Raw genomic sequence first — 10,545 nt, forward strand, 5'->3', positions numbered from 1 at the left:
GAACGCGGAGCGTCCCTGGCGGCATTCCCACGCAGAGCGTGGGAACGATCATCCAGGTGCACCCGAAAAAGTCAGGTCGGCTTTAAGGCCGCCTCGCTTTAGCTCTGGATTTGGGTACCCCGTCAAACCAAGAGCCTGTTGCCCAGTTTTTCGCTGGCCCGGCGTTCCCACGTTTGGAAAAGTAAGTCGCCGTAAGGCCCAAACTCTAAGTGGCCATTACCGCAACAACGGATATTTCCCCCAAATTTCTTCATACAGGCTATTGGCTTCCATGGATGAGCTACCATAGCTAAACCGTTTTTTTATCCGGAGAAGATTATGCATCGATTGGTTAAGCCGTCGGATTATGTTCTTCAGACTGCGCTGGACAAAATGGTCTACATGCTTCCCTGGGAACGACGACATTGCCCCGGAAACCCTACGGAAGAGCCCGAGCAAGGCGCGCTGCTCTACAACCAATACATCCTGAACTTCCTACACGGTGTGGCGCCGCGTACGCCCAGTGAACGAATCGTTGAAATTGCCCAATGGTGCCTGGCGTTAGCCGGCGAGCCTGCGCGGGCGTTGGCCGATGATTTGTCTGCGGCTTACCTCAGTCGATACAGCTTCGTGCTTGCTGATATTTCAAAATTCGACGATGAGTCGAGAGAATTTCGGGGGCATCTGGCGCTCTGGCCTGAAGAAATCAAAAAAATGCCAGCCAATCTGGTAATGGCTTTGCGAGCCAGGGCCGCGGGACTCTTACTGCGCTGACACATTGGGCAGCCAGAAAATCGGGGGCAGGCGACAGGCAAATCGATTGTTGACCTGCTCACCCCCATGCGCCAACCGCCAAGCTAATCTCCCATACGTTGTTTGTCGCTCTCCAAGGCACGCCAACACTGCCAGCAGCACCCACAGGCCCACGCCGAAGATCACCAGGTAGAACGCCAGGATTGTCCATGTCGCGCCTACCACCTGCCCCGGGTAACCGCTGACAGGCTGTCCGCCGTGCGCAGCAATCCATAAACGGTGAACGGCTGGCGGCCAACCTCTGTCGCTGTCCACCCACTCAACATCGCGAGGAATCCAGCCGAGGTCATCCCGACACTCCACCTGTACATCCAGCGCGTGGCATACAGGCGATGTCGCCACGCAGGACCAGGCTGGCCACGCCCTGCCCCAACATCAACAGGCCCAGGCCGACCATGACGCGAAAAGCAAAGAACACCGTGCACAGGGGGGATGTCCTGGGGCGGGAATTCGTCGAGGGCGGCGATGGTGCTACTCAGGTCATGCCGCAGGTACAGCGAATCCGCACGCAACAGCTGCCAGGCACTGACGCCGGCCAGTAGTGTCGCGAGACCAGGAAACGCGGCCAAGGTCATGTGCGCAAGCCGATAAGGGAAGGAAGGATTGAAGATGATTGCCCAGCAATCCCGTGCAATGAAGCGTCCATCTGCGCCAATGGCGTAACCGCCGGGTGTATGCATCCAGGAGTTGGCCGACAGGATCCAGAAGGCACTGAAGATCGATCCGATGGCGACGGCGCAAGTGGCAAAAAAATGCAGGCGCGGGCCGACCTTCTTCATGCCGAACAACATGATGCCAAGAAAACACGCCTCCAGAAAAAAGGCCGCCAGCACTTCGCAGAAAATCAACGGGCCGAGGGTGTCTCCCGCCTGGGTCGACAGCCGCGATCAGTTGAGCCCGAACTGGTACTCCGGAATCAGCCCCGACGCCGTGCCCACCGCCACGGTGAGGGCAAACACTTTCAGCCAATAGCGGTAGACGTCCAGGAAGATCTTTTGCCGGCGCCGCAGCCAAAGCGCTTCAAGCGCCATCAGGAAGTTGTGTTGCACACAGCACTCAATCGCAACTCCGGTAATCGGCTTTGTCGCCCATGGCTGTCTCTACCCACACTCGCCGGCCAACGCACGTTGATGAAAATGCGGCAGCAGCTTCAATGAGTGGTCTGCCGCCAACCGCTGCACCTCACAACGCGAACCGATGAACCGATGCTGCCGGCTGAAGATGCTCAGCCCCCGTTCGGTCTGATAAGCCCAGGCAAAACAAATGGTGCCAGCGGGAATCCCGTCGACGTCATCAGGGCCAAGGATGCCTGTCGTCGCCACAGCCACATTGGCGGTGCTGTCGTGCAGGGCTCCCAGAGCCATTTCCCGCGCCACTTCACAGCTGGTCAGATTGAACGTTGCGATCGTGTCGGGATTGACCCTCAACAGTCGCTGCTTCGCTTCGGGTGAGTAGACCACATAGCCGCTCTCGATCAGCTCTCCACTGCCTTCGACCTCGGAAAGCAGGGTGATGATTTTGCCGGCGGTGCACGACTCCGCCGTGGTCAGCAGCAATGCGTACTTGCGCAGATATTCAACAGTGTCGTCGGCAATAGGCATGGCGCCTCCCGGTAACGCCTGGTGTCGTTAATGTCGGCTCACGACTCGCACAGCGCTGGTTGCAGGTCATCACTTGCGCAGGGCTCTTGCGATGTTTCCATCAGCAGTTGATCCACCACGTCAGCGAGTGCGGCATGGGTATCCCCTGTGCTGCGCAGGGCTCGTTGGTAAACGCTGCGCTGTCGGTCGGCACTGGTGCCATTGCGCAGGATCCGGCGGGCCTGGGAAAAGACGTTTTCCACGTGCATTGACCGCGCTGTTTCACCCAGGATCTGCTGCGCCAGGACAAGCCACTGCTCGGCCGAGAAGGGTCGGTCGTACCCTTCGACGATGAATGCCCCATGCGTGCCTGACCGTTTCGCGCGCCACCGATTTTCCTTGAGGATCCAACGGGACTCTTGCGAATAGCCCGACCCAGGCCGAGGTTGATCAATCGCATAGGCCACCAGCAGTCGAAAAAACGAGGCGATACACAAGGTGTCTTCAAGGCGCGGGCAGGCATCCGTCATACGTAACTCCAGGGTCGGATACCGCGAAGCAGGACGCACTCCCCACCAGCATTCGCTGGCCTGCCTGATGGCGCCGGTACGCATCAGCAGTGCGATGTAGGCGTCATGGGCAGCCTCATCTTCGAAGTACTCCGGGATGCCCATCCTTGGCCACTCGTCACAGGCCGTTTGCCGATAGCTCATGAAGCCGCTGTCGGCACCGTCCCAAAAGGGCGAAGAACTGCTCAGTGCCAACAACAGCGGCGTCCACGGCAAGACTTCGTTCATCACCTGGATACGATCAAGGTGACCCGGCACCTCGACATGTACGTGCAGCCCCGACAGCACACTGCGCCGGGCGACCCGTTGGTAGTCGTCAAACAGCTGGAGAAAATGATCCTGCCCGGTGGCCTGCTGCGTGCGCCAGTCAGCCAAAGGATGGCTGCCCGCACAGAGCAGTCCAAGGCCGTAGGGCACCAGCCTACGCTGCAAATTTGTGCGAGCAGAGACAAGGTAGTTCTCGGCTTCCGGCATGCAGGTGAAGATAGGGGACGCTACTTCGATCTGGCCTTGGAACATTTCATAAGCAAAGCAATTGCCCATCGCCTCCTGGCACGCTTCGATCGAAGCGCCGGGAGGCTCATCGGACATTCGCCGGGTGTGCAAGTCAGTGATGAAGTATTCCTCTTCAATTCCGAACTTCAACCGTCTGTTCATTGATGTGCCCTCGCCTTTCACACTGCCGCCTGCAATCACCCCTGATCATCAACCGCGACGTCACCATCGCTCACTTGGCCCACTCGGTGATAATCCTCTCCCGCTACTGCGCGCAGAAAAGCCAGATCGGCCTTTATTCGCAGATCACGCCACTCTTGCCAACTGACAATGCGCAGGCGATCCATTTCATCTGATTGTCTGAGCAGTTCTTCGTGATAGGCATCCGGAGATTCCTTGCGCAGTGCAATGTCATCGAGTGCTTGGTACCAGGCGTCCAATGCACACAATCTTCGTTCCTGTGCCGGCGTCAGTCGGTTTGTGAAGGCGTTCATGGCAGTGGAATTCCCGAGTCATTTCTGAATGGATCAACACGGTTCGAGGCAGGTTCATGGGGACCGACAAGAGGCGCCGACCAGGTTGCAGGTGTTCTGGTTCAGCCCAATGCGTATGCACGGTAATGACCAGGACAAACAGCCAGACTCGATTGAAGCGCTCGACTTCAGGCCGCTTGCGTCCACGTTGCAGATCTCATGGGGCACAAACCGTCCGGCCAGTCGTCCGTCTATGTTCAATCGCTTAAAACTTTTCCCGGCTGCGCGTTCTCAACTGCTGTTGCAGCAAATCCCAAGCAAAAAAAGGGAGGTCAAGATTCGACCTCCCGCCTTTCGCTTGATGCCTTACGACGTACCTAACCCACGAGACAGATCGGCTGATTGGCTGCCGGGCACGGGGCGATCCCCTACGGGCTTCTCCACATCCGTGTGCTCGGTGGTTTTAGTCACCGTATCGCGCACCGCTTCGAATCCCTCCCGAGCCTGCTGCTTGACCTTGTCGGCCAACCCTGCGGCGGTCTTGCCCATGTAGCGCTGCTCGGTCGCTGTCGAGGGTAATGCTGCCCCCAACATCGCCCCCAAGGCGATGCCTGCAGCGGCCATCATCAGCGGCTGTTCCTTGAGCAACTGGCTGACCTGGTTGCTCATCTGTTGCGTTCCGCGCACCAGGCGATCGCTGGCATCGTGCACGGCATGGCTGATGTTTTCGCTGGCAGCGCCCAGGTTATCGCCCAAGTGCGCCGCTTTGCCTTTAACCGTCTGGTAACCCTCCTTCAGGGTGTCGGCAGTCTGGTGCAAATGCTCGCGCGCACCGTCGAGGCCATCCGCCAGGCCATCGGTCCACTCCCCTACCTTGTTCTCCTGTGGTTGCGCTCGATAAACGGGACGAGGAGTCGGCGGACGGTTCTGGCTCATCATCAACCATAACAGTCCCACCGACGTCACCACCGCAGGCACCGGATTATTGCGCACGCTCGTGCCAAGGTTACTCAGGAACGTAGTGCCGTTGCTCTGCATGAAAGACAACGCCTGATCGAAGACCTGACCCGGGGTGAACTTGCTTTCCAGCGCATCGACGATGTTGCCAATGCTTGCACGCTGCGCATCGATTTCACGCTCGATGGTCTCGGGGCTTTTTTGCGATTCGATTTCGAATTCACTGTTCATGAGACTCTCCTACGCAGCGCTTCCTGGTCTTTGTTCAAGGCGTCCAGCGTGCGATCAGGCTTGAAGTGGGACGGTTCGAACTGTTTTTTCCCGGATTGCAACATGGCGAACCCGACGATCATCACCACGACACCGACGATCAGTGCGGCCAGCCACGGTGCCATGACCATGCTCAAGCCATAGACCACGGACATCAGCAGAATGATGAACCCCGCCAGCAGCACAATCGCCCCGCCAGCGACACCGGCAATGCCAGCCTTGAGCGTCGTAAGGCTGGCTAGCAGCTCAGCCTTGGCCAACGCCAGTTCCTTGGTGAACAACGAGGGCACTTCGCGCGTCAACTGACGCAACAGCCCGACAACCGAAGCGTCAGTCTCAGGCACGGGCACCGGTCTTGCGCCCGGCAGATCTGGGTTATCTCTGTTCATCACAGCGCTCCTTTAAAGGACGTGGAACCGGGAGTCGGATTCGTCGCGAAGTCTGATGGATGACCCTGTCCGTTCGGCGAGGCCGGCGTGATGCCGGTTGCCAGACCCGGGTTGTGATCGGGACGTGTCGGAACGGAGGTTTCGTAAGGTCGTTGAGCGCCAAAACCACCTGACGGAGGCATTGAACGACCTGTCGCCGGATCGCCACCATCGCTATCGCTGACTGTCGCCGCAGGCGCGGTGCCGGCCTTGAGAAAACGCGAAAGGCCAAAGCCCAGCGCAATGCTGCCGGCAATGAACAATCCCGGATTATTGCGCGCCAGATCGGCCGCGTCGTGGAGCAGCTGCTCCGCGCTTTTCCCGCGCAAATTCCCCGCCAGCCCGCTCATGGACTCCGCCATGTCTGCGAGGTAGTCGGACATGCCAAGCTTGTCCTTGTCCTCAAGTTCCGAAACGAAAGATTTTGCCCCTTGGGCCAGGGCCTCGATCTGATCGGCTGCCGTGTCACGGTACTGGCCAAACTGCTCATCCACCTGCTGTCTCGCACCGCCAAGCGCTTCTGTCACGTTCTCCTTGAGGTGTTCAAAGTCAGGGGCTGGTGTTGCTGTATTGGGCTTGCCTGACAGGTTATCTGTCGTGCTGTCTGTAGTATTCATGTCGTCCCTCGCCTTCTGAGTGAAGAAAAGCGTTATCAGGGTTCGCCACGAAATAGCCGCAGCCCCCCTCCCTTCTGATGACGGGACAGTGTGATGGGGAGTTCCAATGGAATGATGAGTGATCAATACTTCTCAAGCGGGAAGCCCACCTGTTGCGTCAGTGCCAAGGCTGGGAGCTCGCGCCCCTCTCACCTAGCAGGTACAACGGATCGTGGTGACCACCAGCGCTACCAGCTGACAAACAGGTATCCAGGCGACCTGGACGATCAGCAACAGGGTAAAGGACAGGAAGGCCCTGAGCAGAAAGGCATGGGTCATCCTGATGCAGGACAGCTTGCGATGGGTCCCGGTGTGGTTGTGCCTCACGGCAAGCAGCAGTTTCTCCACCAGCTCGGGCTTGGGATCGGTCTTGCACCACAGGCTCGCCAGGTCACTGGCGTCGACCCGGCTTGAGGCTGAGACCTTGAGCGTTTCGAATGCCCAGATGCCTGCGCGAAACAGATACAAGGTGGCCACCAGGAAGATGGTCAACCAGACGATGCTGTAGCCGATGGTTGATTTGTCGCTCCAGATGCTCGCAAGCAAAGTGGCTAACACCGGTGCGAGCGCGGTGACGACTGCCAGGTAGAGGCTGGCTTTGGCGTCTGCGGTTTTTCGTCGATCCGATTCGGCATCATCGAGGCGTCGCGCTTCTTCAAGCGCCGCATCGGTGTCAACGTCCCAGTTGGCCGCCCTGATACTCGTGTTGTCCTGCTGATGCCCGGTCTCTTGCTCCTTGAGCGCTTGCGTAGTGAGCGTTTGCAACCGGGGCCAGATCAACTCTGAAAGGTTCATGGGCGGCCAATGCCTTGGAGTTCATCGACAATGGCGCGGGGATAGGCACGGCGGCTACCTTGTCCCGCCACGCCCGCTGCCAATTGGGTTGATTTCATGATAGTCGAGTGCGCCGTATCTGACGGAGGGGCAAACCCGTCAGCCGATCACGCGCGCATACACCGATCTGTCGACGTTGCCACCGGACAGGATCACCCCCACCCTTTTGCCCCTCATTGCGTCGCGCTCCTGGATGAGCGCTGCCAGGGCGGCGGCGCCTGCGCCTTCTGCGAGATTGTGGGTATCGGTGTAATACATGCACATGGCCTCGGCAATCTGCGCCTCGTTGACCGACACGATCCGCGCTGCACCTGCCGCGTAGACGGCAAAGGCTTCGGCAATCGGCTTGCGCACGGCGAGGCCGTCGGCAAAGGTGTCGGCAGAGGCGGTTTCACATAGTGCACCCGTTTCAAAGGATAATTTCGCGGCTGCCGCCTCGGTGGACACCACGCCGACCACTTGGGTTTTCAGGCCCAGCGCATCGCGGGCGGCAATCACTGCGCAAACCCCCGAGCCACAACCAATCGGCACGTAGACGGTATCCAGGTCCGGCGCGGCCTTGAACAGTTCCAGCGCATAGGTGGCCACGCCTTTGACCAGCTCGGTGTGGAATGGCGGTACCAGGTAAAGGCCATGGACCTGTGCCAGGCGTGCGGCTTCCTCGCGGGCCTCATCGAAATCGCGGCCATGTTCGACCACTTCGCCGCCAAATCCGCGCATGGCATTGTTCTTTTCCAGAGAGTTACCTTGCGGCACGACAATCAGCGAATTCAACCCCTGCGCGCTGGCCGCCAGCGCCAGGCTTTGACCATGATTGCCGCGGGTGGCAGTGGCAATGCCTCGCACGCCCGGATGCGTGCGCTTGAGCCAGTGCATGAAGGTAATGCCGCCACGCACCTTGAATGCACCGGTCGGCGTGTGGTTTTCGTGCTTGACCCACACGGTGCAACCCAGGCGTTCAGCCAGCAAGGGCCAGGGGTACTGCGCGGTGGCAGGCATCACCTGGTAAACCAGGCGAGCAGCTTGTTCGATATCGTCGCGAGTCAGTGTGTGCATGAGGAGGCTCCCAGGGGTTTGGCCCAGTCTAGACACGCACGCCCTTGGCCGGCTTTCAGAAAACCGACCTGACTTTCGGCCCCCTTCTTAATTACTATGGTGTGTATGAACCCTCTCAACCGCCTGCAACCGCCATTCCCGCCTGAACCGGTGCGCCGTATCGAGGTGGGGCCATGGGCGATCGAACTGCTGCCCGGCAGCGCCTACGCGACCCGATATGTCGCGAACCAGTCGGCGATTGGCTTTGCCTTCGACAGCCAGCGCGGCCTGCACGCCATCGGCAGCGATCGGGTACAACCCTTCATTGCCATGCCCAACGGCCTGGCGTTCGTCCCCACCGGGTGTGACGTATTGTCTGAATCGCCAACGGGCGGTGAATACCTGCGGGTGATACGCACCGACGGGAGGGTATTGCCGGGGGATCGGGCCTTTAACAACCGCATGGATCCGCAGGCGACCGCCCTCGCCCTGCGAATGCGCGGTGCGCTGTTACAGGCTGGGGTGGCGGACGATTGGGAGGCCTGGGCACTCGCACTGGCTGAACGCGCTACAACGAACGCAGGTTTGTCGACTCCGCTGCAAGGCTCACTAACGCCCAACCGCATGCGCTTGCTCGATGAGTTCATCGATGCCGGCCTCGACGGCCCGCTGGGTGTGCAGGCAATGGCGCAATTGCTCGGGTTGTCCGAAGGTTATTTCATGCGTGCGTTCAAGCAGGCGACGGGGCAAAGCCCGCACAGTTACCTGATTGACCGGCGCCTTGCCAAGGCGCGTGCCCTGATGCGTGATTCGACCGCGAGGCTGGCGGACATCGCCCACGCCTGCGGTTTCAACTCCCAGGCGCACATGACGACCACCTTCAGGCAGCGTCTTGGCGTGAGTCCCGCGCAGTTGCGTGGTTGCTAGTCCCGGATGGGGTTAAGCCAGCAGCTCAGTGATCCATCGGGCCTGCCGGGTGATGTCCTGCATCTTCTCCTCGGGCACGGCCTGCCGCGCCCGCGCGAAATGGCCCAGGGTCTTGTGCTTGACGCGCAGCATTCGCTGCCATTTGGCCAGGAACACGGGGCTGCGGGCCTGCATCTGCAATGGGCCGAAGTACAGTTCCTGGGCGCTATACACCATCGGTCCGGCGCGCTCGGCGACGATGATTTCGTAATAAAAGCGATTTTCCCGCAGCACTTCCTCACAAAGGATGCGGTAGCCATTTTCCATCAGCCATAGGCGAAGTGGCTGTTCGCCGCCGTTGGGCTGCAGGATCAGGCGTTCCTGGCCGCTCAGGCGCGCCTTGCCGCTGTCGAGGATGTCGCGGATGGTCTCGCCGCCCATGCCACAGAGGCTGATCGCCGTGATGTCGTCTTCCGGCTCGATTGCTGCCAGGCCATTGGCCAGGCGTACGCTGATCCGTGCGTGCTGGCCGCTCTCGCGCACGGTGCGTTCGGCCGAGCGAAATGGTGTCAACGCCACCTCACCGGCCACTGCCGCGCTGATCGCGCCACGGCGCATCAACGCCACTGGCAGGTAGCCGTGATCCGAGCCGATATCGGCCAGGCGCGCGCCGGCTGGCACATGCGCCGCCACGCGTTCCAGGCGCATGGACAATGTCTGTTCGTTCAATTACTACCCCTTTTCACCCCGAACTTGCAGCACCTTTGGCCCGATCGGGGGGGCGATTCTGTCGAGTAACGCCGTGCATTTCAAATTTATGCGACAAGGGCGCCATGACTGTTGATCGGCAACACCTTCACCAGCCCCCCAGGCCGACTAGACTGATCAGGCACACCACCGGTTGCCAGCCGCTTGAGCCAGGGGAAACGGGATGACCGCAATAACAGTGCGCCAATGCTCGTCATGGGTCCTGCCCTCTTTTCTCGCCATCAACCTGGTGCTGACAGCGGGATGTGCGGGCAAGAACACCTCGGCTCGCAACTCGGCCTCAGGCACAGGCGCAAGCTGCTATGCCAAAGCCCTGCCCTCCGCTGGCGAAGGCGGCCTGGCCTTTGGCTCCACCTTGAGCATTGCGCGGCAGAAGTCGTTGAATAACTGCATACGTTATGCGGGTCGTTCGGGGGGTACACCCGGGACGTGCCAGGTGGTGTTGTCGGAGTGCAGGCATTGATCTGGCGGTCGCTAGGTGAGTCAGGTTTCCCGCGTGATCGTTGACCTTCATCGCGAGCAAGCTCCACAGCTACAACAACTCTCTGTCGCCAATAGCCATGGAGCAGTTCAGCATGCTCGCGATGGACGCTGGGCACCTGACGGCCCGCGGTGCTGTGATCGTTGCCACGCTCTGCGTGGGAACGATCACAACGCGGACAGAGCAGTAATCAGGTCGGCTGTCAGGCCGCCTCGCTTTGGCTGTTGCGGTTGCTTTGGCTGTTGCGGTTGCTTTGGCTGTTGACTTTCTTGCCACATCGAGAGGCCGAGTGGAGGTTCTG

Annotated in this window: 13 protein-coding genes and 1 pseudogene; 3 read left to right on the plus strand and 11 right to left on the minus strand. The window is 59.9% G+C overall.

Annotated features, from left to right (window positions below):
• Positions 1-318: 318 nt before the first annotated feature.
• Entirely contained in the window at positions 319-753 is a 435-nt protein-coding gene (locus tag PG5_RS21500; RefSeq protein ID WP_020799224.1) for a hypothetical protein, read from the plus strand.
• Between the two features lie 197 nt (positions 754-950).
• On the opposite strand, the gene PG5_RS35155 is transcribed toward PG5_RS21500, so the two are convergent.
• The 10 genes and pseudogenes from PG5_RS35155 to PG5_RS21545 all read right to left on the minus strand — a co-directional run bounded on the left by PG5_RS35155 (position 951) and on the right by PG5_RS21545 (position 8,110).
• Positions 951-1,367, minus strand: a complete 417-nt coding sequence (locus tag PG5_RS35155) for a cytochrome ubiquinol oxidase subunit I (protein ID WP_237750044.1) — start codon at positions 1,365-1,367, stop codon at positions 951-953.
• Positions 1,353-1,823 (minus strand): annotated as a pseudogene (locus PG5_RS35000) (cytochrome ubiquinol oxidase subunit I); the annotation flags it as partial. The gene PG5_RS35155 and the pseudogene PG5_RS35000, both read right to left, overlap by 15 nt.
• Before the next feature lie 69 nt (positions 1,824-1,892).
• Entirely contained in the window at positions 1,893-2,393 is a 501-nt protein-coding gene (locus tag PG5_RS21510; RefSeq protein WP_020799227.1) for a CinA family protein, read from the minus strand.
• A 38-nt stretch (positions 2,394-2,431) separates the two neighbouring features.
• Positions 2,432-3,598 carry a carboxylate-amine ligase gene (locus tag PG5_RS21515; protein ID WP_020799228.1) on the minus strand — a complete coding sequence of 389 codons (1,167 nt, stop codon included), beginning with the start codon at positions 3,596-3,598 and terminating at the stop codon, positions 2,432-2,434.
• 35 nt (positions 3,599-3,633) lie between these two features.
• Complete coding sequence (locus PG5_RS21520) at positions 3,634-3,930, minus strand: hypothetical protein (RefSeq protein WP_020799229.1); 297 nt, start codon at positions 3,928-3,930, stop codon at positions 3,634-3,636.
• A 345-nt stretch (positions 3,931-4,275) separates the two neighbouring features.
• Positions 4,276-5,097 (minus strand): DUF3618 domain-containing protein, encoded by an 822-nt coding sequence (locus PG5_RS21525; RefSeq protein WP_020799230.1) that lies wholly within the window; start codon positions 5,095-5,097, stop codon positions 4,276-4,278.
• Positions 5,094-5,525 (minus strand): phage holin family protein, encoded by a 432-nt coding sequence (locus tag PG5_RS21530; protein ID WP_020799231.1) that lies wholly within the window; start codon positions 5,523-5,525, stop codon positions 5,094-5,096. The genes PG5_RS21525 and PG5_RS21530 overlap by 4 nt, the downstream gene beginning before the upstream one ends.
• Positions 5,525-6,181 carry a hypothetical protein gene (locus tag PG5_RS21535; RefSeq protein WP_020799232.1) on the minus strand — a complete coding sequence of 219 codons (657 nt, stop codon included), beginning with the start codon at positions 6,179-6,181 and terminating at the stop codon, positions 5,525-5,527. The genes PG5_RS21530 and PG5_RS21535 overlap by 1 nt, the downstream gene beginning before the upstream one ends.
• Before the next feature lie 192 nt (positions 6,182-6,373).
• Entirely contained in the window at positions 6,374-7,015 is a 642-nt protein-coding gene (locus PG5_RS21540; protein ID WP_020799233.1) for a hypothetical protein, read from the minus strand.
• Between the two features lie 138 nt (positions 7,016-7,153).
• On the minus strand, positions 7,154-8,110 hold the full coding sequence (locus PG5_RS21545) for a threonine dehydratase (RefSeq protein ID WP_020799234.1): 957 nt from the start codon (positions 8,108-8,110) through the stop codon (positions 7,154-7,156).
• A gap of 96 nt (positions 8,111-8,206) precedes the next feature.
• Here PG5_RS21545 and PG5_RS21550 point away from each other — a divergent pair, with 96 nt between their 5' ends.
• Positions 8,207-9,016 (plus strand): AraC family transcriptional regulator, encoded by an 810-nt coding sequence (locus PG5_RS21550; RefSeq protein ID WP_033044699.1) that lies wholly within the window; start codon positions 8,207-8,209, stop codon positions 9,014-9,016.
• A 12-nt stretch (positions 9,017-9,028) separates the two neighbouring features.
• Here PG5_RS21550 and PG5_RS21555 read toward each other — a convergent pair whose 3' ends face one another.
• Positions 9,029-9,724, minus strand: coding sequence for a tRNA (adenine(22)-N(1))-methyltransferase TrmK (locus tag PG5_RS21555; protein ID WP_282958372.1), 696 nt, complete (start codon positions 9,722-9,724; stop codon positions 9,029-9,031).
• A gap of 202 nt (positions 9,725-9,926) precedes the next feature.
• On the opposite strand from PG5_RS21555, the gene PG5_RS33755 reads away from it, so the two are divergent.
• Positions 9,927-10,226 (plus strand): hypothetical protein, encoded by a 300-nt coding sequence (locus PG5_RS33755; protein WP_080725397.1) that lies wholly within the window; start codon positions 9,927-9,929, stop codon positions 10,224-10,226.
• Positions 10,227-10,545 lie beyond the last annotated feature (319 nt).

The sequence above is a fragment of the Pseudomonas sp. G5(2012) genome (genome assembly GCF_000408945.1).
GTDB classification, from domain to species: domain Bacteria; phylum Pseudomonadota; class Gammaproteobacteria; order Pseudomonadales; family Pseudomonadaceae; genus Aquipseudomonas; species Aquipseudomonas umsongensis.

Excerpts from the sequence above, each read along its gene's own strand:
- PG5_RS21550 (WP_033044699.1), top strand. The coding sequence starts at position 8,207 with ATGGTGTGTATGAACCCTCTCAACCGCCTGCAACCGCCATTCCCGCCT.
- PG5_RS21540 (WP_020799233.1), bottom strand. The coding sequence starts at position 7,015 with ATGAACCTTTCAGAGTTGATCTGGCCCCGGTTGCAAACGCTCACTACG.
- PG5_RS21535 (WP_020799232.1), bottom strand. The coding sequence starts at position 6,181 with ATGAATACTACAGACAGCACGACAGATAACCTGTCAGGCAAGCCCAAT.
- PG5_RS21525 (WP_020799230.1), bottom strand. The coding sequence starts at position 5,097 with ATGAACAGTGAATTCGAAATCGAATCGCAAAAAAGCCCCGAGACCATC.
- PG5_RS35155 (WP_237750044.1), bottom strand. The coding sequence starts at position 1,367 with ATGACCTTGGCCGCGTTTCCTGGTCTCGCGACACTACTGGCCGGCGTC.
- PG5_RS21520 (WP_020799229.1), bottom strand. The coding sequence starts at position 3,930 with ATGAACGCCTTCACAAACCGACTGACGCCGGCACAGGAACGAAGATTG.
- PG5_RS21515 (WP_020799228.1), bottom strand. The coding sequence starts at position 3,598 with ATGAACAGACGGTTGAAGTTCGGAATTGAAGAGGAATACTTCATCACT.
- PG5_RS21510 (WP_020799227.1), bottom strand. The coding sequence starts at position 2,393 with ATGCCTATTGCCGACGACACTGTTGAATATCTGCGCAAGTACGCATTG.
- PG5_RS21545 (WP_020799234.1), bottom strand. The coding sequence starts at position 8,110 with ATGCACACACTGACTCGCGACGATATCGAACAAGCTGCTCGCCTGGTT.
- PG5_RS33755 (WP_080725397.1), top strand. The coding sequence starts at position 9,927 with ATGACCGCAATAACAGTGCGCCAATGCTCGTCATGGGTCCTGCCCTCT.
- PG5_RS21530 (WP_020799231.1), bottom strand. The coding sequence starts at position 5,525 with ATGAACAGAGATAACCCAGATCTGCCGGGCGCAAGACCGGTGCCCGTG.
- PG5_RS21500 (WP_020799224.1), top strand. The coding sequence starts at position 319 with ATGCATCGATTGGTTAAGCCGTCGGATTATGTTCTTCAGACTGCGCTG.